Annotated in this window: 16 protein-coding genes and 1 pseudogene; 5 read left to right on the plus strand and 12 right to left on the minus strand. The window is 43.5% G+C overall.

Annotated features, from left to right (window positions below; translation table 11 throughout):
* Positions 1–25: 25 nt before the first annotated feature.
* Together BB427_RS15340 and BB427_RS15345 are read right to left on the minus strand one after the other, a co-directional pair.
* Positions 26–622, minus strand: coding sequence for a hypothetical protein (locus BB427_RS15340; protein WP_069021699.1), 597 nt, complete (start codon positions 620–622; stop codon positions 26–28).
* Positions 623–624: 2 nt separating this feature from the next.
* Positions 625–1,689, minus strand: a complete 1,065-nt coding sequence (locus BB427_RS15345) for a hypothetical protein (RefSeq protein WP_069021701.1) — start codon at positions 1,687–1,689, stop codon at positions 625–627.
* Between the two features lie 298 nt (positions 1,690–1,987).
* Between BB427_RS15345 and BB427_RS15350 the strand changes: the two genes are divergently transcribed.
* Positions 1,988–2,299: a cupin domain-containing protein gene (locus tag BB427_RS15350; RefSeq protein ID WP_069021703.1), complete on the plus strand. Its 312-nt coding sequence runs from the start codon at positions 1,988–1,990 to the stop codon at positions 2,297–2,299.
* 211 nt (positions 2,300–2,510) lie between these two features.
* Here the strand turns inward: BB427_RS15350 and BB427_RS15355 are convergent, their stop codons facing one another.
* From BB427_RS15355 to BB427_RS15360, 3 genes and pseudogenes are all read right to left on the minus strand, one after another.
* Positions 2,511–3,404 carry an alpha/beta hydrolase family protein gene (locus tag BB427_RS15355; RefSeq protein WP_069021705.1) on the minus strand — a complete coding sequence of 298 codons (894 nt, stop codon included), beginning with the start codon at positions 3,402–3,404 and terminating at the stop codon, positions 2,511–2,513.
* Between the two features lie 612 nt (positions 3,405–4,016).
* A pseudogene (locus BB427_RS24735) lies at positions 4,017–4,181 on the minus strand (ACP phosphodiesterase); the annotation flags it as partial.
* An 11-nt stretch (positions 4,182–4,192) separates the two neighbouring features.
* Positions 4,193–4,549, minus strand: coding sequence for a winged helix-turn-helix transcriptional regulator (locus BB427_RS15360; protein WP_017217773.1), 357 nt, complete (start codon positions 4,547–4,549; stop codon positions 4,193–4,195).
* 143 nt (positions 4,550–4,692) lie between these two features.
* Between BB427_RS15360 and BB427_RS15365 the strand changes: the two genes are divergently transcribed.
* The 4 genes from BB427_RS15365 (at position 4,693) to BB427_RS15380 (ending at position 8,400) form a co-directional block, all read left to right on the plus strand.
* Positions 4,693–5,289, plus strand: coding sequence for an NAD(P)H-dependent oxidoreductase (locus BB427_RS15365; RefSeq protein ID WP_017217774.1), 597 nt, complete (start codon positions 4,693–4,695; stop codon positions 5,287–5,289).
* 9 nt (positions 5,290–5,298) lie between these two features.
* Positions 5,299–5,841: a peroxiredoxin-like family protein gene (locus tag BB427_RS15370; RefSeq protein WP_069021706.1), complete on the plus strand. Its 543-nt coding sequence runs from the start codon at positions 5,299–5,301 to the stop codon at positions 5,839–5,841.
* Between the two features lie 8 nt (positions 5,842–5,849).
* Positions 5,850–6,212 carry a cupin domain-containing protein gene (locus BB427_RS15375; RefSeq protein ID WP_069021708.1) on the plus strand — a complete coding sequence of 121 codons (363 nt, stop codon included), beginning with the start codon at positions 5,850–5,852 and terminating at the stop codon, positions 6,210–6,212.
* 1,414 nt (positions 6,213–7,626) lie between these two features.
* On the plus strand, positions 7,627–8,400 hold the full coding sequence (locus BB427_RS15380; RefSeq protein ID WP_069021710.1) for an FRG domain-containing protein: 774 nt from the start codon (positions 7,627–7,629) through the stop codon (positions 8,398–8,400).
* A gap of 277 nt (positions 8,401–8,677) precedes the next feature.
* Here BB427_RS15380 and BB427_RS15385 read toward each other — a convergent pair whose 3' ends face one another.
* The 7 genes from BB427_RS15385 to BB427_RS15415 all read right to left on the minus strand — a co-directional run bounded on the left by BB427_RS15385 (position 8,678) and on the right by BB427_RS15415 (position 21,686).
* Positions 8,678–9,193, minus strand: coding sequence for a hypothetical protein (locus BB427_RS15385; RefSeq protein ID WP_069021712.1), 516 nt, complete (start codon positions 9,191–9,193; stop codon positions 8,678–8,680).
* Positions 9,194–9,302: 109 nt separating this feature from the next.
* Positions 9,303–11,975 carry a TonB-dependent receptor gene (locus BB427_RS15390; protein ID WP_069021715.1) on the minus strand — a complete coding sequence of 891 codons (2,673 nt, stop codon included), beginning with the start codon at positions 11,973–11,975 and terminating at the stop codon, positions 9,303–9,305.
* 74 nt (positions 11,976–12,049) lie between these two features.
* Positions 12,050–13,093, minus strand: coding sequence for a FecR family protein (locus tag BB427_RS15395; protein WP_069021716.1), 1,044 nt, complete (start codon positions 13,091–13,093; stop codon positions 12,050–12,052).
* A 23-nt stretch (positions 13,094–13,116) separates the two neighbouring features.
* On the minus strand, positions 13,117–13,692 hold the full coding sequence (locus BB427_RS15400; protein WP_045988918.1) for an RNA polymerase sigma factor: 576 nt from the start codon (positions 13,690–13,692) through the stop codon (positions 13,117–13,119).
* 87 nt (positions 13,693–13,779) lie between these two features.
* Positions 13,780–16,524: a family 20 glycosylhydrolase gene (locus tag BB427_RS15405; RefSeq protein ID WP_069021718.1), complete on the minus strand. Its 2,745-nt coding sequence runs from the start codon at positions 16,522–16,524 to the stop codon at positions 13,780–13,782.
* Between the two features lie 128 nt (positions 16,525–16,652).
* On the minus strand, positions 16,653–18,938 hold the full coding sequence (locus BB427_RS15410; protein ID WP_069021720.1) for a beta-N-acetylhexosaminidase: 2,286 nt from the start codon (positions 18,936–18,938) through the stop codon (positions 16,653–16,655).
* Between the two features lie 225 nt (positions 18,939–19,163).
* Positions 19,164–21,686, minus strand: a complete 2,523-nt coding sequence (locus BB427_RS15415; protein ID WP_069021722.1) for a TonB-dependent receptor — start codon at positions 21,684–21,686, stop codon at positions 19,164–19,166.
* Positions 21,687–21,728: the final 42 nt, after the last annotated feature.

The following is a 21,728-nucleotide window of genomic DNA, read 5'->3' on the forward strand; positions in this document are numbered from 1 at the left end:
TAACGAAGTATGCTCTCACCCTGCTCTAAAACTTTGGTAAAAGAAAGTCTGGTAAATTTAAAGATACGAGAACTTCTTTATTAACACTGTTTAAAAGCTCCTCATCATTATCAGCATAACCCAAGCACTGAAAATCATGTTCAATATGCTTGTTGTAGACAAAAGCGGATTCTATATCTTCCAAAAATAATTCTTGGCTCTCACCTGGGTAGCCATGATAAAAGTTTATATTGAAGTTCAGCTTCCTTACACCAGCATAGGAAGGGATCAAGTCATCTATCGGAATTTTAAGAACTGATATATGGGTATCCTCGGAGTGAATATCCGCTATGGACTTAATGCTCATATACTTGCAAACTCTAAAAGAGTCACCATGTCTAAGTTGCTCATTTTTAGTAAGAATAAAGCTAACTTCCTTATCTTGAGTTAGATCCACTAAATTAACTATTAAAAAATCTAAACCAAGCCTAACGAGGTTCTGATTGATACAAATGTCAAATTCTCTTTCATTTACTTTGATCACACATGGATCTCTCAAATTCTCCTCAACTGTATTTCTATTACTTACGTGAACTACTACTCCAACGATAAAAGACACTATAATAGCAATTAAAAGCCACATATTTATATCCCTATTAATAATTGACGAGTTGATACAAGCATATTTCCTACTAAAGGAGAAAAGCTCACCTTCTCCTTGCTTTTACTAGCTTTAAATTGAATCCAAGGAGAAACTAGGTCATAAGTATCAAATAGTTTTTTAGACAATTGATACTGCTCATTATAAAAAGCATCATTACCTATCTCAGTTTCAATATCCGTTTGCTGCTCGTATGAGAAATCACACCAAAACCGTTCTGGTCTTTTGTTTTGCACATCAAATTCTTTAGTTAGTGGATCATTGTTCCTATGCAGCTCCATGTCTGGTGAGTCAGGTAATGGTAAACTCAAATCCAGATAGCGTTGATATCTTGCCCATTGTTTTGTTACATGTTCGACTGTGCCATGGTATTCACTTAAAGCATGAATGTGCACCCAAGGAACTCTGTTGTATTGCTCAATATTTTCATGGATAAGCACTAAGCTGGCTATTTTCCCCGTACCTTGAGTTTTTGTTAGAAAGCGGGCATTGACTGAAAACTCGTTTACAGGGAAAGCTGCATTACCAAACTCATCTCTTAGCGGGGGTTCGCTTTGAGTCGCTTCTGTAAAATTAATGGTGTTATTTGCTCGATCTAAATAAACCAAGTCTTCATTTTTTAAGCTCAGCTTGTAACGATAAAAAGAAATAAAATTGCATACAACGATATTCCAGAGCATAAAGATAATCAACCCTAACCATATCGGCATGCCAAATAATTCTTCACTATTAAATACAACGGTACACAATATAAAAAAGGAAATAACAAATGGAAGAATGTAAAAAAAGATATCTAGTCTTTTCCTTGCATTCATACGCCGCTCAATGACAAGATATTTAGATTTATCAGCTAGTTCTGACTCCTCAAAACTATCGGCTTTATCACTCTCGTCAACCAAATATCGCTTCACCAAATTTAAACCGAAACACTCAAACCAGAAACTTTTTTCTTCATTGAAATTTTGAGATTTAAAATAAGGTAACACTTTATTGCGATACAAATCTGGAGAGATTCTCTTTGAGAATTTGGTATAATATACGTAGTTCATGAAAATTCCTTTTTAGTTTATATTTTTACTCTAGCATCCAAGGTGAAATCAAAAAACCATCAGGGCAGTGAAAAAACGGCATCCTCGAGTCAGACTAGCGAAGTTTCGTGTTAATGAAAAGTCACTTTCTTATAAAAGTGACTTCAAGGTTTTACAAAAAGTGATTATGATTGAAAAACGATGACATCCAAAACCATCGACTCTTCGACTGGATAAAATAACTCTATCGTTTGTACATTATGAATCTAGCAATAGACAGAGATTTTAGAATGTTAACAACCCAAAACCTGGAAGCATCATGGAAATAATTAGAAGCAAAACATTCACAGCTCAACGCGCTTGGGGCGCAAAAGACATCTCCAATATGAATGGTATTACAACCCGCTTGCATTGGACTGATCAGCCTTATAAGTGGCATGTTAATGACGGTGAAGAAGTCTTTGTCGTGTTAGACGGCGAGGTTGACATGTTTTACAAAGAGAATGGCGTTGAGCAATCAGCCCTGTTGCAAACTGGTGATATTTTTTATGCTTCAATTGGCACTGAGCATGTTGCCCATCCTCGTGGCGAGGCGAGAATTTTGGTCATAGAATCAGAAGGTAGCGTATAAGGTTTGGGTCGGTGTTAAACACCGATATCCGTTAAACTGGACAAGTCTAAACTTGAACTGTCAGAAGCGGAGATTCATTTAGGGTGCTCATAAAGTCGACCTAGCAGCAAGAGAGCTCAGTGACGCTCGGCATAGCCGCTTCGTCACATTTGAGCCATTAGTTAACTACGCTCTTCTATTTGATCAACATCAGCAAAACAACAATTGCGAATTAGTGGGAAAAATTATTTTGCTTTATCCATTGTATCGCAATATCTAGAGGCTCTGCTTTATTAGTATTGTGGCCTAGCGATGGAAATAATACATATTCAAAAGGCTTGCCTTTAGCTTTCATCCTATTCAGTTGCTCGATACACATTTTGACTGGGACCTGTATGTCCTGCTCTCCGAAGAGCCAGAGCCCAGGTATCGATAAAGAATTCAAAGAAATTTTCGGGTCCGTTGCTTTAAAATCATATCTGTCAGGATCATTTAACGTATGTTCACGCGATTCTTCATCAGTATGAGTTTCCCAAAAGTCTTCTCTACCATTTGTATAAAACTGAAATCTAAGTTGTTCCAGAGTTGTGATTGTAGGGCTACTGAAGAGAACCATAAACTCTACTGATTGATTATTGAGTGCGGCAATTGGAATAATCCAGCCAGCCTGACTCGCACCAATAAGTCCAATCGATAACTCTTTGTCATAGCCATGAACCACATCTACCGCAGCACTTGCATCTTTCGCAAGCAAAGTTAAATTATCAACACTTATATTATTGGTTCCCACCTGAGGCCCTACGTAAACGCCACCAGATTCACCAACCCCACGCTTGTCGTACGTCAAAACTAGTAAGTCTCTCTTAGCCAGTGACTGTGCTAACTTAGTCATTCGTGGGACTGGATCAGAGCCGTGCACTAGTACTACTGCTGCTCGTGCATCTTTAGGTATATACATGCTCCCTGATAATTTTACACCTTCGCTTTCAAAAACGACCTCTTCTACAATAGTAACGTCATTTGATTGGTGTTTTTCTTCGTTGAAAGTGTGACTTTGGTCTCTATTGTTTGTAGTACAACCTGACGCAAAAATTAGTAAAAACAAAAAATATCCGAGGTTTCTCATTTTTTAATCCATAATGAAATTAAAGAAACCTTGAGACAGCAAGGTTTGCGCCAACATAAAAACCAATAATTTCATAATGTTAACATTCTCACTTTCGACTAGATTACTCAATAGAACCACTAATTAGTCATATTGACCACCTATTGAAAACCCGTGTGAAATTGGTCGTTTTTTGAAAATGTAAGCCCATGCCTAAATGAACTACACGAAGGGATATTTTGAATGCCTGTTCATTGCTCAAATCTGACCCTTAGTTCATTTATGTTAACGGATTTTGTAGCATAAATGAGTTAGTTGAACACCTGCTATGCAGCATCGAAGACTCTCCCAAGAAGAGCGCCGACAGTCTCAAATTCGCTCTTAGCAGCCATAACTCCCTTCAAAACGGCATGATTAGATGTCAGCGACGACAATTAAACCCACTATCGCCTTGAATTTTTGCAAACCACTACACCTCACTCAAATACTGGATCATCCGTCCTGAGCGTTTCTCTTCTTTAAAGTCACAACTGGTTAGACGATATTAAACGAAGTTATCTGTTAAACAGCGGGTGTCGTGGATATCGCCAAGTAGAAACGCTCGGCAATCGCCGCTTGCTAATTGTGATGGGTGTCAGTTATTTTTGTATGGTTATCTATAAATTTATCGACTAGATAATGATTATCCAATGCCTTTTTCACTGTGAGTGGCAAGTTTTTTACATGCCTTGTTCCGCCAAAATCGCCAAGCAGATTTCCAAAATAAGAATCTGCATTGGGCTGTGCTAAATAATTCAAAGTAGCTACTGTTAAATTTGATGGGACTCTGACCAGATCCTGAGTTCATCTAAAATACTCAGTGCGGTTTTGCCAAAATCGGTTAATTCATAAGTTACAGCGACAGGTCTGTCACTTATCACTTTTCTACGAACCATCCCTTCACTTTCTAGTTCCTTTAGGCGTTGGTCGACCATTTTTTTGCTGGCACCGCCAAGCATACGGGTTAAGTCATTAAACCTTACAGGTTCATCTTTAAGGTGATAAATAATGGAACCTTTCCACTTTCCGCCAATTAAACGCATGCCTTTTTCGATAGCACAGGGTTCAGTGCATGCATTTAAAACTTTTTTTCTACCTTTACTGTCTGTTTTTACGACACTTTCCATCAGTTTTCCTAAAAAACAACTAGGTTACTAAAAGTATACTAATTGATAACTTAAATCAGGTTACTAAAATATACCACACATTGATTGAGTAGGAGAGTGTCTCTCTTACTTATTTTTGCTGAAATTTAGTTTGGAGTTGTTTTATGAGCACTACTGATCTTAAAAACGTATTAATTATTAATGCCCACCAATATTACCCATTCTCTGAAGGTAAGCTAAATGCAGCCTTGATTGATAAGGCAATAACCATGCTGGAAGATAAAGGTTATAACACGCGCGTAGTAACAATGAGTGACGGGTACGATGTGGAGGAGCAATTAGCACTTCATCAATGGGCAGACATTGTATTTTTGCAAACACCAAGCAATTGGATGGGCGTGTCTTGGTCATTCAAAAAGTATATGGATGAAGTATACACAGCAGGCATGGGAGGAGCTTTATGTGTTGGCGACGGTCGCACAGCAGAATCACCAAAGAAAAACTATGGTAAGGGCGGCACGTTAACCAACACCAAATACATGATGTCTCTCACCTTTAATGCGCCGGAAGAAGCCTTTAATGATCCAGAAGAATTCTTCGATGGGAAATCAATCGACGATTTAATGTTCCCTATGCACATGAACTTCAAGTTCTTTGGAATGAAGCCAATGGAAACATTTGCGTGCTTTGATGTGATGAAAAACGCAGATGTTGAAAACGACTTCAAACGTTTCGAAACGCACATTAACAAGCATTTTTAAGGAACAGTCATGAGCATTGATTATACCAATAAGCTTCATGCAGGTTCAGACTTTCCTGCAATTGAAACCACACTTCTAAATGGTGATATTAAAAAGTTGTCTACGCCTGAAAATGGTTTGGATTGGAAGATGGTTGTTGTTTACCGAGGGCAGCATTGCCCACTTTGTACTCGCTACTTAAACCAGTTAGAAAGTGCGAAAGACCAACTCGCTCAAACAGGCGTAGATTTGATAGCCGTTTCTGGTGACAGTAAAGAACAACTCGAAAGTCATATGGAAAGACTTAATGTGACTTTCCCTATCGCATACGGTCTTACTGTTGAACAAATGCAAGAACTTGGGTTGTTTATATCAGCTCCAAGATCGCCTGAAGAAACTGATCATCCATTTGCTGAGCCGGGGCTATTTGTTGTCAATAGTGAAGGAAAAGTTCACGTAGTAGATATTTCAAACAACCCGTTTGTAAGACCTGAACTTCAGTCATTGATTAGTGGCTTAGGTTGGATACGAAATCCTGCAAACAACTACCCTATTCGTGGTATGCATAAATAGGAATTCCTATGAAAAAGGTTGTATTTACTGCTGTTACTTCAGTCCTATTGTTTGGAAATGCGTTTGCACAAGACACGAAGATCGAGGCTGCACACATTGCATCTCCAAACCAATATCAACTACTGCTAGAGAACGAGGAGGTTACCGTACTTAAAATGACACTCAAACCAGGGGAACAGGATAACTGGCATAAACACAATGCTGAGACTGTTTACTTCGAAAAAGGTGGCAAGGCGACGATAGCAACGAGTGAAAAAGACATGACCTTGGAGATCCCGGATGGCTACGTGATGTGGCATGACCAATGGGAACATCAAGTTAAAAATGTTGGTGATACAACAATCACTGCAATTATCGTAGAGAAGAAATAATCATGTCAAAGACACAAATCAACATTGATATCGTTTCTGATGTGGTTTGTCCTTAGCGTGTAATTGACTATGGTCGCTTAAAAGCAAATCGCTGACACCCACCACTAATTACTATAGTGATGGGGGTCACTTATTTTCTCTTGCTCCCGATAAGGGGGAGGAGTCCATACATCTCCCACAAAGCTATCCGCACTGCTAATTAGGAGGCTATACTGATAGTTTTTGTAACCCTTGCAAACAGCTTCATCGTAAAAATCGTAGAAGATCTTACAAGCAACTTATTCCCCCTCCATCACACCCGAAAAGCATAAGCTGATATGCAATGTGCCGACAGGATGTCGGCCAAGTCTTGTCTGGCATCATGGATGTGCCTTACAAGACGGTTGCACTATATCGGCTTGGGATTTGAGGATTGAGTGTGATGCTGGGGCGACGTTTTCTTGGTTCGTTCTTTTTCGTCGTTTAAAAAGAATGAACGATGAGTTAAGTCAGCCCGTCCTCCTGACTGGTTTCGACGCCCATCCATGGGCTACGACATACTTTTCTTTGATGCCCAAAGAACAAGTATGCAAAAGAAAGGGCACTCCCGACATCACACTGACTCCTCAAGCAAATCGCCAATATGAACGTCACCGCTGTGTAAGGGACATCCCTGTCCCTGCCACAGCTTTTCACGCATCCATGCGTTGAAATGACTCATTGGCACTTTACTTTCGGGTGTGATGAGGGAGACACAAGGCGCTGATAAATTCTTGTGGTGCTTGTAAGCGACTTAGCTGCTTCAGGAGATAAAACCAGAACTAACAGACAGCGCGATTTCCCCTCCATCACACCCGAAAAGCATAAGCCGATATGCAATGTGCCGACAGGATGTCGGCTAAGTCTTGTCAGGCACAAGGACGTGCCTTACAAGACGGTTGCACTATATCGGCTTAGGATTTGAGGATTAAATGTGATGCTGGGGCGACGTTTTCTTGGTTCGTTCTTTTTCGTCGTTTAAAAAGAATGAACGAGAAGCGCATGGATGCGCTTTGATATTAACCAAGAAGGGGCTGCTTGATTAGCACTGTTTTGTAAAATCAAATAGTTAACCTGCTTAATTGCTCAAACTAGCGGCCTCTGTATGCGTAAAAAATATAATTGCTTATCAAGCCAAATTTAGGTGTAATGGATACATAATAAGCGCTGAGCGATGCAGGGAAAGCTTAATTAATAATAGATTAGCTGTTCAAACCAACTGATTTAGCTAATGTCTCTAATAAGCCAATTCCCAGAGCATAAATAACACCAACTCTGACACATCGAGCGAGTAACAGCTCAGTCCAACAAGCGATTATGCAACACAAACTGCGTGTCGCATAAATACTAAACTGTTATGCAACGCAAGCATACAGAATAAAGAGGAGTCATGAGTATGAAACCTACGGAAGTGGGAAGTTTATCTGAGTACATTTCGGAAATTAATAGTCTGCACACTACGATGGATACAATTCATGGTGATCTTTGGTTTCGTGGTATGAATTCACCTGATTTAGAGCTGAAACCGGGCATTGTTTGGAGGGGCATTGACGAACGTTTAGAAAATACAATAATAGCTGAATTCAACTGTAATAGTTACCCTCTGCTAGAGAAGGAGCCAAAAAACTCTTGGCAAAGGTACGCCTTAATGCAGCATTATGGCTTGCCTACGAGGCTGCTTGATTGGACAAAGTCACCTTTAGTTGCATTGTACTTTTGTTTGTTAGGTGACAATAGCTCTGACAGAGTTGTATGGTGTATTGATCCGTTTGAGTTAAATAAATTCACAGTAGATAAAGAAACTATATTTACTCCTGACACTCTTTCAGAAGATGATGGGATTAACATATCTAGTTACTTACCAAAATCTCTTAGGGAATTACAATCTACGTCTGTCCCTGCACTACCAATCGCGATTGAGCCGCCATTTACCAACAAACGAATACTTGCTCAGCAAGGGTGCTTTACCGTTCACGGAACCAAAAGTGATGGGATTGAGGAAATATTTTCTAAAAATATTCCAGGAAAGATATCTTTATTTAAAATAAAAAAAGAACTAGTTGAAGAGCTTAGCATTCAATTACATGAAGTCGGTATAAAAGAAGATAGTATATATCAAGATTTAAACTCTCTAACTTCAAGAATAATTAGAGAGTTTTGTAATGTATAACAAACGTATGTTGCCAGACTGATTTCCGCTTCTCTCCAGAACAGCCGTAAATACAGGTGTTAGCCCATAGAAATTTTTACCCGAAGCTGACGAGTTAGAGTTAATGCTTTAACTCAGAGATGTCCAAAACGAGCTTGCTGAACGTCAGCTACCATGACTGCAAACTATCATGGTAGCTGTTGAACGCCGATATTTACACAGAGCCCCTTCAAAACGCCATGGTTAGATGTCAGCGAAGACACTTAAACCCACTATCGCCTTGAGTTATTGCAAACCACTACACCTCCCTCAAATACTGGATCATCCGTCCTGAGCGTTTCTCTTCTTTAAAGTCACAACTGGTTAAACGATATTGAACGAAGTTGTCTGTTAAGCAGCGGGTGTCGTGGATATCGCCGGGTAGAAACACTCGGCAATCGCCGGCTTTGAGCGTGTCTGTTCCTCGGGATACAAGGTGGGTTTCGCCGTTTGCTGTGGTGATGGGTTTGTATGTTGTCATTTCCATTTCGCCGGATTGCACGGCATAAAATACCCAACCTGCGCCATGATCATGGGGCGGGCGGTACGTGCCCTTTTCTTCGGCATGGACTAGCAGCATAAAACCATGGTCAGGGTCTTGGTAGAGTGTTTTTGATGCTAGTCTTTCACGCATAATGCTCGCAAGCCAAGACTCGTGCGGTGGAGACTGAGTAAGTTCACTTAACAACTCACGTACTGTCACTGTGGTGCTTGAATTTAACCCGCTCCAGTTGGCTTTTATATCATTGACGATTTTATCTAAGCTATTTTGCATTGCCTCTACCTCTTATCGTTTGTTCACTGTCATTCGTTTAAGAGGAGCATACAACTTCAAGTTCACTTTAAGTCAAGGAATAGAATTGCTCGAATAATAGCGGTTTTGTTTAAAACTGATAACTTAACGAAAGTTTGATGGTGCGACCAAAAATGGGTCTAGCGTAAAAGATGGCCTCTTGGTGGCTTAAATCATCCCTAGGATTGCCCTCAGTTAGCCCCAAAGCATTGGTGAGGTTTTTAACCTCAAGCTGTGCGCTGAGCTTTTCATTAATTGCCAACTCTGTAAATAAATCCCATGTTTGATAGGCTGGTAAGGCAAAACGATTAGCGATATCCGAATAGCGTTTACCAACATACGACCAGGTGATAGCCGCGGTAATAGGTCCTGCTTTGTATTCCGGTGTCAGTCGTAGTTGTAATTCCGGCGTTCGCGTTATTTGATTGCCATTAAATTCGCTTTGTGGCAATTGCTTCGGAATGCCGTAAAACCCAGCGTCTTGCCACACACCTATCGCTCTAAATTGCAAAGCTGGACTATATTGATAGTCAAATTCGAACTCCAGCCCTCGTGTTTGGGTATTGATTGAAACGGCTTGTTGAGTCGTAGCCGCACCGCGATACACCGTGAGCGGGAGCGGATCAAACTTGGTTTCAAATAATGCGCCACTAAACTGCCAATCAGCGGTTTGATAACGCAGTCCAACTTCACCTAAAGCCAAGCGAATGGGTTGACCAAAATCTTGTTGTACGCGCTCTTCTTCACTTTTAGCCCACCCGCGGCCATTGCCGTAATTAATGAGCCGTGGCATTTCAAAGGCGTCGGAATAACGTGCAAATATCGCCATAGCGTCGCCGATTTGGTAATTTGCGCCAATACTGAGCGCATTTTGCGTAAAGGAATCACGCAAGGTAGTAGCCGGGAGATAGTGGGAGTAAGAAGCTTTTGATGAGTTCGTGTACGACTTTACCCCTTCAAGTAGCGTGCTGGTGAGATTCAGATGTTCATTACGAAGTGCCAAATCAACTCTAAGGTTTTCAGTGAGCTGCCAGTCAATATTGGCATACAGCGAATGTGATTGAGACAAGCCGCTACCGCTTAAATAAACGGGACCGGCGTAAGATAAAAAACCTTGCTCGGTAAAATTGGCAATCACATTTTCTTGCCCATCAACCAGTACGATGTCCAGTCGCTCTGGTTGATGCTTTACATCCGTTAGTAACGCGCCAAGCCATTTATCTAGTGGTAACTCGTCGAAATCACTTCGAGCGTAAATATGGCCGAGGGTCAGTGACCACTGCGCGTCGAGATAGTCCACACTAAAATGATTTACCAGCTGCTGTTGCCTGTAACGTGAATATAAAGGATAACTAGCGGTCACGAGACCATTACCATTAAGCGTTGCAGGGTTGGCAACTAAGGTGTTATCTGAATAACGTAAGTATCGAGGGCGCAATGCGCTATTTGCAAAATGGCGTTTAAATTCGGTGATATCGGCGTGTTGCAATCGGCTTGTGGCATCGACTATGGTTTGGTTGCCCAAATTCATTAAGGTATACAAGTCATTGTTTAGACTCGAAAATTGCGTACGATTGCTCAGGTTTACGTGTTCAAAAAGCGGCGTATTAAATAGTAAAGTGTAGCTATTTAGGCGTGTTTGCTGAGCGTCTTCTAAGTCACGCTGCACGCGTCCTTCCGGAGTGAAGAAGGTGAGCGATCTTAGATCGTCGCTCAGTAGCGTTCCATCGTCATAAGGCAGGCTCGCCAGCTCTCGAATTTCGCCGCTATTTTGCATCACTAAAGGCGCGTAAAAGCTGGTTTTATCGTTTAAATGTTTATAGCTAAAATCAAGCTCAAATGCATCGGTTAACCAGCTCAGGCGCGCACTCACTTGGCCCCCTAAGTCGCTTTGATAACCCGGCTCCCGAATACCATCGGAAGTACGATAAAACCCGCCTACCGTATAAAACCATTCATCATTCAACGCTCCGCTAAACACGCCATCAAAACGAGTGTAGTCATAGCTCAATCCCTGACTCACTTTCACTAAATTAAAAGGATTTTCTGAGCCTCGCCTGCCGATATAGTTCACCATTGCCGCAGGCCCGTTCACCGTAAAAATACCGCTACTGCCGCCACGCACCGCTTCAATGGCTTGATGAGTTAAGTCTGGACGTAAAAAAAAGTCCCCCCAAATACCGTCATAGGTCACGGGCAACCCATCTTCCATCAGGCTGATAAATCTAAACCCCTCGCCGCCTCTAAGCCCCCTTGGCGCAACGTTATTATTAGTTTCACCACCCGAGTCTTCAACCCAAAAACCGGTGATATTTTTAAGCGCTTCTGCACTGGAATATGGTGTTTGTTTTTCAAGTTGTAGGCTTGCAAGCTGAGTGATTGAAATAGACGAGTTTAAAATGCTACGGTTTTTGCCGCTTACACCCGTTACGATAATGCGCTCAAAGTGTTGTGCAGACTCAAGTTTTTTAGGAGTCACAAAAATACGCTGCTGCTCTGGGTCTAGGGAAAAGTCGTAGGCAGCTTGTTGAAAGCTGGTAAGCAAGACTTGTTCGAGGGTGTAGCGGCCAGTTACCTGCTCAACACTAATGTTAGCTGGAATTTCGGCTGCACTTAACTGCCAGCCACTTTGCGCAGCAATATCGAGTAAACGCTGCTGCAAAGTCGCTTTAGGCAAGTTAAATTGATGATCCGTGGTAGCAAATGCAACGCCACCAAACCATATTAACCACGCTAACAGCGGGATTAATAGCTTGAATAACATAGTTTAAATCAATGTCTTTATTATTGTATAAACTTTGTACCACTTATATTGTGACTTTGCTATGACACTTTTAGCTAATTTGCGATTAGGGTGTATTCCTCGCCTTTTTGCATCACAGTGATTGGATAAATTTTTTCTAAACTATTGAGCCAATCGCCTATTTCAGTGGTTAAAAAGGTGCCGTTGTAGGTCAGTTTTGCTAGGCGCTGATCGCTTAACTTCACTTTGATTTCGCTATATCGCGACACATCATTAAGCACATTGCCTAATTCTGCGTTTTGATACACTAAGTAGCCTTTTTGCCACGCCATGGTCAACGCTTCACCCTGGGCTTTACTACGGGTAACTTCGCCTTGCTGCGTGACTTCTACCGCTTGCCCTTGGGTCAATTTAATGGCTTGTTGCTGAGTCACAGCCACACGGCCCTCAAGCACATCGACTCTAATTGAAGCCGGATTGGCGCGAACATTAAACACTGTGCCTAGCGCCTCGACTTGGCTGTTTTGGTAGCGCACGATAAACGGTCTCTGCTTGTCTTTACTCACGCTAAACAGCGCCTCACCTTGGTATAACAGCAGTTCTCTTGAAGTGTTGCTGTAGCGTACAGCCAATTGGCTATTGGCCCCTAAATCAACCTGACTATTATCATCAAGGGTAATGGTGCGGTGCTCATTGACCTTAGTTTGAAAGAACTCGCTGTACACTGTATCGACTGGTGCTGGCTTAGCACTAGCAACCGGTGCTTGCTGTAGTGGCTGCTCCGGTGCCATAAAAGTCACCAAACCAACCAACAGCAAAGTCGCGGCAATCGCAAGATACCAAGGCTGAGCGCGGCGTTTGGACTGTGGCTTGATGTCAGGTGCAGCCATGGTGTTTTGTGCATCCAGCTGTGCAAGCTGCTGAGTAACATAGTCATCGTCAAGTTGGGCTGAAAGCGTCCAAAACTCCAACATGTTGTTGAACACATCACTGTGAAGCGGATTTTCAGCTAACCACACGTTAAGCGGCTGTGGATATTGAGTGCTGTCATGAGGTGAGATCTGCTGCTCGTCTAAGACTAATAACCAATCAGCGGCTTGTTCTTCAATTATTGCTAAATCGTCAGATAATGGAGTCATGTTTATATCCTTAACACTCATGATCAAAGCTCATGCTGTAACTGCTGGTAGCAATGACGAACTGCACGTAATACATATTTTCTTACCATACTTGGGGATATCTGTAAGGTCAAAGCTATCTCCTCATAGCTTTGACCACGTATTTTATACAATAAAAAAGCCAGCCTACATTTGTCGGGTAAGCTTGCGAGAGACTTTTCCATTTCTTTAAGTAGCTCTTGGTTGTGGTGGTTTTGTTCAGGGTTAGCACTTGCGTAAGGTTGTGGCATTTGATCGCTATCGTGCTCACGATCATCAAACGGGCTACGCGCTTTACGCCGCAGCTTATCAATGGCCAAATTGGTTGCAATTTTATACAAGTACGCAGCGATGTAGTTGCTGACATTATCCTGCTCAAGTCCAAGCAATTTCACAAACGCCTCTTGGGCAACGTCTTCCGCCTCACGTTTGTCTAACCCTTTGCCCATAATGTGGCGGATCAGCTTTTGCTGTTGTTTTAAAAACAACTCCTCTACCTGCTGACGACGTGCAAGGTCGTCGTTTGCAGCTGCCGTAGTGGTATCAACGGCTTTACGCTTAAAAGATAATAACGGTGGCATGAATACGCATCCTACTCTTCCATTTGTGTTAGCGTGCAGCGAACCCATAAATTAATAGGTTCGCTGGCGTTGCTTAAACCAATTTGCTTAATTAACCGTTGCGACTCGGCTTACTTTGCCCGAATCACTCACCGTTCTGAGTTGTACTTTAGATGACGCGGTCAATGTCACAGGCCCTTCATAGCGATGCCATGTTATGCCTTGGTCAACCGAATACTCCGTAGCCATGCCAACAAACCGGGTATTGACGATTAACTTACCACCTTCAATCGCGCCTCCAGGTAATGGAATACGATAATTTACCCCTACCTGCTGTGGTATTTGAGCATTAATATCGACCACTTGGTAATAGTCCAATAGTGGTAGAGCGTATTGTCCTAAGGTATTGGTAAAGGTGTGCCAAGCCTCAGTAGTCGCTGCGCCTTGCGCTGGCATATCTTGCACCCATGCACGCTCAGCAGCACCCAGTAATTTCGGGAAAGTCATATAATCAAGAATTTCTGGTGACTTTTGGTTTTCGCCAAATAGTTGCGCCTGAATACCTTGAACATTTTGTTTACCCGCTTCGCTCAGTAACACCCATTTTGGGTCCCACGGCACTGGATTGCCGAGCTTGTCACGCTCTGCATTGGCGTAAATATTAAACGGACGATATTCAAACGCCTTTTTGGTATCTGTGTAACCTGCCCAGTGATAGCCTATTTCATCAGGATGTTTGTTATACGCAAGGTCAAGATACAAGTTTGTCGCATGGGCCAGCACGACTTTGTGACCTTGGTTCGCAAATTTGTAGGCCTGATGCTCATTGCCCCAACCCCACACGTTATTCCAAAACACGGGGAATATCTCACCGTAACTAACATTACCCGTACCATTGTGCGACAACACATCGCCCCAAGTTGCCATATCAAAACCATGCTGATTGACTATCTGCTTCCAGCGTAAAAAGAAGTAGTCAAACAGCTCTGCATCGGTTTTGCCCGCTGTAGCTGGGTTTTGATCGACCGCTGGAGATTGCGCCCACCATTCATTCGGACCTAAATGTGGCAGCTCGTCACCACCGCCATGCAGCCGAGTCAATGTCGCATCGGGCACGGCATCATAAATGGCGCGTGTTTCTTTCACCACATGGTTGAGGAAAGTAAAGGTGCTCTCAAGCGCTGGGTTAATAAAGTTGTCGGTATAAAATTGTGGGGTGTAATACTGCGACTGGTCGAGCGGATCAATCAATCTAAAACGATTTGCTTCAACTGGGTCGCTATCTTTATATTTGTTGTAGCGATATTCCATCGCTTTGATTGCTGCGCGCGCATGGGCTGGAAAATCATATTCGATGATCACATCAATATGACGGTCAGCGGCATACTGAAGAATTTCTTTAAAATCATTCACCGTGTAGTAGCCCCAGCCTTTACCGAGAAAATTTTGCTGCGCAATTTCAAACCCCTGATAACTAGGCGCGGTACCTAAGTTTGCCGCGGTTTCATCCGTGGGTTTATTTTCAATCCCATCTCCTGGTGCAAAGCCATTGGCAGCTCCCATAAACGTATGCAGCATCGTGCTTTCGCTCAGGTCATACCCCCGCTTTGCCCCAAACTCCGTGAGTTCAGGAATACCCGGTATTTCTAGTCGCCAACCTTCATCGTTGGCAAGGTTAATTTCAAATTTGTTTAACTTGTAAAATGCCATTAAGTCCAACAACTTAAATACCGTTTCTTTGCTTTGGAAATTACGCGACACATCCAGCATCATGCCCCGATATTCAAACCGTGGTGCATCCAAAATAGTGCTAGCGGGTAGTACGGCATTGTCGGACAAAGTGGCTGAGTTTTTAGCCGTTTTATACACAGCGGTAGGGATCATTTGACGAAGTGTTTGAATGCCATAAAACACCCCTTGGGCGTCACTTCCGGTAATGGTGATCCCCGAAAATGCATCGACCTCAAGCTTATAGCCACTTGAGTCCGGCTGATTGTCTTGATTGGTATCGAGATTTGGGTCTAGCTGCAACTTGATAAGGTTCGGGCCATTTTGCACAGTGCTATTAATCGCAAATGTGCCACTCAGAATATCGCGCAGCGCAGTTTGTAAGAAGGAGGCTTCTTTGGTCAATGAAGTCGGCGCTGAAATACTGGTTAATTGGCTCATCAAAGTTAAGAATTCATCATTCGGTGTGACCACTGAATGGGGCTGAGGAACCAAGCGATTTTTCAGCGGCAATGTCATGTGCGTCGCGCTGTTTTCGGCGAATCGGATGGCGGACGTTTGCACCGGCATATTATCGTTAACCGCTTGCTTTGTTTGTTTTGGATCGCTAGAGTCCATCATCACATCCACCAGCACAGCTTGAGGCGCTTGATTATTGTAGCTAATGTGAAAACCCGACGGTGAGTCGTTTTTCAGCATTTGCCAATACTGTGCAACGATTTCAATAGTACGAGATTCACCCGGTTGAATGGGGGCAAAACCCACTGCGGGCTTAAGTACAAAGTAATCACCACTTTTTGCTTCATCGGCATTTTCTAAACTTAGATTCTGTGCGGCGATATGCTGGCGCGCATACTGACCATTTGGATCTGAGTCTGGTAGTACGCTTGCAGGCGGCCTTACCGAGCTAAAATAAAGCGCCCAGCCAGACTCACCCAATGGCTCAAGACCATTATTAGTAATCGTCAAACTGCCAAGAAAGATATTCTCTCCAATGCCATGATCCACGACTTGCCAGCGTAATGCTAAGTTATCTGGGTGAGGATGTGCGACGCTATAGTGGCTCGCAGTCAACAAGGCTAAGCCTGACAGTGAGGCAGTAATTATCTGTTTTTTTGCAAACATGTTGGCTCCTAAAATATTGTTATTGTTCGGATAGAGCGCGTACTGCTGCCACTCTATCTATGTAAACGTTTGAGCCGAGGAAGTTGGGAATGGAATCATAAATAAAGCCCTAATTAGGGCTGGTGTGATTAATATACCGCTATTTCATCGATATACAGGGGAAGTTTGGGGATTTGAATATCGTCAGATTGCTTACTATTAATGGCCACCACCTTTAAAAAGCGCACACTTACAGGAGCAAACGACAACACCGACATGGGCCCTCGCGGATTGTTAACCTCAGCTAACGTTTGCCACTGCTGTTTATCACTTGAACCCAGCACTTGAATATGTGTTGGCGGGTGCAGTTGTCTATGTCGCCCGCTGTCAAAGCCCAGCTTAACCTGCTGCACTTGCGTTGACGCATCTAAGTCAATAACCGCCTCAAGATCGGTATCGTAAAAAATCGCATAATCATCAACGCTGTAAAATTGATCATAAGCAAATTGACCATCCTGCAGCTTAGTCGCAGAGCCTTCGGCAGCTAACGAGGCAAGCGTTATTTCTTTTCCAAGCGCTAAATGAGGTGAAAGCGTTAAACGCGCATCGCCTACCAATTGCCCCAAATCGCTTACATAACTGCGGGCACGAAGCTGCGTTTCGTCAGTTATCACTAGTGGCTTTTGATATTGCTGCGATTGCAGCGTTGGCTCGCTGCCGTCTAAGGTATAGTAAATAGCCGTGTCGGCAATTTCAGAGGTGATGGTGGCGACGAGCTGCTGCCCATTAATCTCGCTTGAAATAATAGGCTTATGGCTACTATAAGCAGTATTGAGGTGCATCTGCTGGTAACGTTTTAAAAGCGCGGGTAACCGATATTGGCTGTAATCAGACCACGACTTTTGTGTTTTATTCGACCACAATGTTTCGGCCAGCGCACTCAAGCGCGGAAACAGCATATACTCGGCATGACGAGGTGTTTTTATATATTCAGTCCAAAGTGCCCCTTGCGCACCAATAATAAAGGCTTGCTGCTCAGCGCTTAAGTGGCTCGGCTGTGGCTCATATTGATAAACGTTTTTTAGACTTGAAAGCCCGTGGATGGCTTTGGGTTCATCAAGATTGCGCGATTGATAGGCATCAAAATAAATATATTGATAAGGACTCATGATCACCTGATGGCCCATTTTTGCAGCTTGGATGCCTCCTTCCGTGCCCCGCCAAGACATGATCACGGCGTCATCCGCCACCCCTCCTTCTAATATTTCATCCCAACCAATTACCGTTTTGCCAAGATTTTGGACGATTTTAGCGACCCGTTTAATAAAATAGCTTTGCACTTGCTCAGGTGTGGTTAACTGATGCTGTTGCATCAACTTTTTCACCTCGGGGCTTTCTAACCACTGCTTTTTTATCACCTCATCGCCACCAATGTGGATATATTGGCTCGGAAATAGCTCGGCAACCTCTTTGTATACAACACCAAGAAACGCAAACACGTCTTCACGGGGACAAAGCACATCTTCAAAAATCCCAAACTGTGGCTGCACCTTTACTGCTCGCTGGTGGCAAGATAACTCGGGATATGCGGCAAGCATCGCACTGCTATGCCCCGGAATATCGATTTCAGGGATCACTTCAATATGTCGCGCCTGCGCGTACTCAACCACGTCCTTAATTTGCGCCTTGGTATAAAAGCCCGATACCGTTTTATTATCAAACAATGGTTGATAATCATAGGTATGGCCAACCACGGTATGAGGCCGTGTTGCCCCAATCTCGGTTAGTTTAGGGTACGCATCAATGGCGATTCGCCAGCCTTGATCATCGGTTAGGTGCCACTGAAAGACATTGAATTTATGCATCGCCAGCCAATCGATATAACGCTTCACGAACGCCACATCGAAAAAGTGCCGACTTACATCTAAATGCATGCCACGGTATGAGAATCTGGGCTGATCTTTTATTTCTACCGCAGGTATTGCCCAATTCGCCTGATTGATGGGCATACGCGACTCTATCTCAGCAGGGAGTAATTGTCGCAGTGACTGCATCCCCCAAAATAATCCGGTCGCTGTATTCGCTTGTATTTCAACCCCTTCAGGCGTCACGCTCAGCGCATATCCCTCTTGAGATAGCGGTATATCGACAATCTTAAAGGCAATACTATTTTTAGTTGTGCTATCAGCCTGAGACACTGGCAACTGATAGCCCGTAGGCGGGCGTAACAAGGTCGCTAATTGCTGCGCAACGCTTTGAGCTTGCTGCTGGTTAAAGGTAATTTTACTGTCATGGGTAAGGTTAAAGTGACCGTTACCAACACTAGCACTCAGTGGTTTTGGGGTGATCTGTAGCGCTGCACAAAGTGGTGTGAGCAACAAAGAAAACAGTAATAAACTGCTTTGCAAAAATGTATAAAAGACACTCTGGTTCATAATAACTTCCTGAGAAAAGCCCGCTTTTAGCGGGCTTGAGTGAACTAATGAGCACTGGGCAGTGTGCAAATTAGCAAGGGAAATACAGGGCCTAATGACCTTTGCTATTTAATTTTTGTTCCCCTGAGTGAGTTTTGGTCACAACACTCGACTTGCTACATAGTGGGCTGAGCAAAAAGTTAAGCAACAATGAACTAAGCGCACTCAGGTGAACCCGATTAGGCTCTAAAAATTCAGCGTCAGCGAGGCGCTGATGGTGCGTCCTAAGATCGGCCGAGCATAGTAATAGTCGTATCCTGCTTGAACATCGTTGATGGCCCGCGGGTTTCCTTCGGTTAACCCGAGCTCATCACTGATATTTGTCGCTTTCACATGCAGCGCAACCGCGTCGGTAAAGCGATAATTCACCCCCATATCGATTGTGGTGTAGGCAGGGAGCTCAAACTTATTCTCCCCATCTGAGTAACGCTCTCCCAAATGGTGAATAGTTAAATAGATATCACCATCGTCAAAGTAGTAGGTTGGCGTTAACCTAAGCTGCACTTTGGGTGTGCGCTTCACTTGCTTGCCTTCCCAATGTGCAAATGCTCCGGTAAATCCTTCCATTTTTGGGTCTTGCAACACGCCTGTCAGCTCAAGCTGTAAATTGTCATGCGCCTGCCACACTGTTTCAAACTCAAGACCATCGGTGACAGTGTCTATGGTTTGATTCGCCACCTCACCATCGCTGCCGGTAAAATTACGTTCCACTAAGTCATTAAATTTAGTTCTAAACAAAGTCAGTGATGCGCCAATTGAATCACCAGCATAACGAGTACCCAACTCGCTAAAGGTTAGATTAACGCTGTCATTAAAGTCGGCATCAACCCCCGAGTGAATATTCTGACCAAAGCTCATTAACCTTGGCATTTCAAAGGCATCGGCATAACGACCAAATACTGACACATCATCCGAGAAGGTATAATTGAATCCCACCGTCCATGCGGTTTCGGTTTCGCTACGAGTTTTTGACAGGAATTTGTTTGACGGCATATCGACGTAATTGTTGGCAAGATTGTTATCTATGTCATTACCAGCGCTGTCAAAAGCGCCCGCAACAGGCTGTGCAAATGTGGTTGCGGAGGCGGTGCTATCTAGCTCCAACCACTCAATCCGAACCCCACCGTCAATACGAAGGTTATCGGTTGCTTGATATTGTTCATTGATAAATAAAGAGTTGGAAGTACTGGTACCAAAAGCGGTTGCCTGTCCCCAACCAGGAGCATAACCTGTTGAACCGTGGTCGGTTAATTGACCAACCACTTGTTGATTGCTGTTAACTGCAACAATATCGAGTAATCGAGCATTGTCTTTTACTTCCGTTAAAAACTGCGATTCCCATTTATCAACTGGCAAGGAGTCCGCATCTACATAGGCAAATAACCACCCTATGGTCAGCGTGTGCTGATCACCTTCATAGGTAAAATTGAGCTTATTAACAAACTGCTCAGCATCGTAGCGCGAATAAAGCGGGTAGCTTGTGGTGACTAAGCCGTTTCCGTTTAAGTTGCTGACATCTTTCAGTATTTCACCACTATCGACGTATCTATACCGTGCGGCAACGGCGCCATCACTGGCAAACTGGTCCAGCATATTTTGCACATCTTGCTGCCCAAGTCGGGTATTGGCATTGACGAGCGTCGAGTTATCGAAGTTAAGCAAAATATACATGTCGTTTTCAAACTGTGAGTAACGGCCAGCTGTATTGAGTAGCCAACGGTCGCTTAACTCCCAATCTAAGTGATAGCCTATGGTACTAAACTTGGTATGCTGCCCATCTTTAAGGTCTCGTGTTTTATAGCTGCCATCAGGCTGTAAATAGTGTAAAAAGCGCTGACCATTACCAATTAAGGTGCCATGCTGTGGGTCAACACCAGCAATGCCTTTAGGGTCGCTTTGATCTCTAAGCGGAATAGGCACAAAGAAAGTGGTATGGTCATTGAGGTGTTTGGCAGACAGCGTGAGTTGGCCTTTGTCAAACTCACGTACTAAATTGAGTCGAAGTTGACCGCCATGATCTGCGGTAAACTCTGTGTCTCTCACGCCATCAGAACGACGATAAGAGCCACCTATCGACATTTTCCAGTTGTCACTAATGGGTGTGCCATAAAAGAACTCGCCGCGATACATGCCGTAATCGGCAGCAGTTAAGCGGATCGTCGCTTCTTCAATATCATCCGGTTTACGGGTAATAAAGTTTACTAACGCCGCGGGGCCATTTGTGGTCAGTAGGCCTGAGGTGCCCCCACGAACCGCTTCCATATGTTCAATCGTGATATCTTGACGCTGATAGAAATCAACCCATACGCCGTCGTACACCACAGGTAGCCCGTCTTCTTCAACGCCAATGTAACGGAAGCCTTCACCGCCACGTAGTCCTCTAGGCGCAACATTATTGTTGGTTTCACCACCTGAATCTTCAACCCAAAAGCCTGGCACGCTTTCCAGTAGATCCGCCGTACCTAGCGGTGCTTCTCGCGCCAACTGCTCGGCGTTTAATGTGGTCACTGAGACCGATGATTCCAACTTAGTTTGGCCGCGCCCACCGCTGCCAGTCACGACAATTCGCTCAAGGTCGAGTAGTTTCTTTTTTTCTGTAGTTTCTTGCGTTTCTTTTGCTTGTGCAATAGCTGTGTGTGACCCCAATAACGCGCCACTAATAGCAAGCGCAATAAGGTGTTTGTTATAACGAGATGTATTATTGCTCATGGTATTCCCTTCATTCTTGTTGTTGGCAGAGCAAGTGAGTGA

It is taken from the genome of Pseudoalteromonas sp. BMB, from assembly GCF_001709235.1.
Taxonomy (GTDB): domain Bacteria; phylum Pseudomonadota; class Gammaproteobacteria; order Enterobacterales; family Alteromonadaceae; genus Pseudoalteromonas; species Pseudoalteromonas maricaloris.

Coding starts and splice junctions, on each gene's coding strand:
- BB427_RS15340 (WP_069021699.1), bottom strand. CDS start 622: ATGTGGCTTTTAATTGCTATTATAGTGTCTTTTATCGTTGGAGTAGTA.
- BB427_RS15345 (WP_069021701.1), bottom strand. CDS start 1,689: ATGAACTACGTATATTATACCAAATTCTCAAAGAGAATCTCTCCAGAT.
- BB427_RS15350 (WP_069021703.1), top strand. CDS start 1,988: ATGGAAATAATTAGAAGCAAAACATTCACAGCTCAACGCGCTTGGGGC.
- BB427_RS15355 (WP_069021705.1), bottom strand. CDS start 3,404: ATGAGAAACCTCGGATATTTTTTGTTTTTACTAATTTTTGCGTCAGGT.
- BB427_RS15360 (WP_017217773.1), bottom strand. CDS start 4,549: ATGGAAAGTGTCGTAAAAACAGACAGTAAAGGTAGAAAAAAAGTTTTA.
- BB427_RS15365 (WP_017217774.1), top strand. CDS start 4,693: ATGAGCACTACTGATCTTAAAAACGTATTAATTATTAATGCCCACCAA.
- BB427_RS15370 (WP_069021706.1), top strand. CDS start 5,299: ATGAGCATTGATTATACCAATAAGCTTCATGCAGGTTCAGACTTTCCT.
- BB427_RS15375 (WP_069021708.1), top strand. CDS start 5,850: ATGAAAAAGGTTGTATTTACTGCTGTTACTTCAGTCCTATTGTTTGGA.
- BB427_RS15380 (WP_069021710.1), top strand. CDS start 7,627: ATGAAACCTACGGAAGTGGGAAGTTTATCTGAGTACATTTCGGAAATT.
- BB427_RS15385 (WP_069021712.1), bottom strand. CDS start 9,193: ATGCAAAATAGCTTAGATAAAATCGTCAATGATATAAAAGCCAACTGG.
- BB427_RS15390 (WP_069021715.1), bottom strand. CDS start 11,975: ATGTTATTCAAGCTATTAATCCCGCTGTTAGCGTGGTTAATATGGTTT.
- BB427_RS15395 (WP_069021716.1), bottom strand. CDS start 13,093: ATGACTCCATTATCTGACGATTTAGCAATAATTGAAGAACAAGCCGCT.
- BB427_RS15400 (WP_045988918.1), bottom strand. CDS start 13,692: ATGCCACCGTTATTATCTTTTAAGCGTAAAGCCGTTGATACCACTACG.
- BB427_RS15405 (WP_069021718.1), bottom strand. CDS start 16,524: ATGTTTGCAAAAAAACAGATAATTACTGCCTCACTGTCAGGCTTAGCC.
- BB427_RS15410 (WP_069021720.1), bottom strand. CDS start 18,938: ATGAACCAGAGTGTCTTTTATACATTTTTGCAAAGCAGTTTATTACTG.
- BB427_RS15415 (WP_069021722.1), bottom strand. CDS start 21,686: ATGAGCAATAATACATCTCGTTATAACAAACACCTTATTGCGCTTGCT.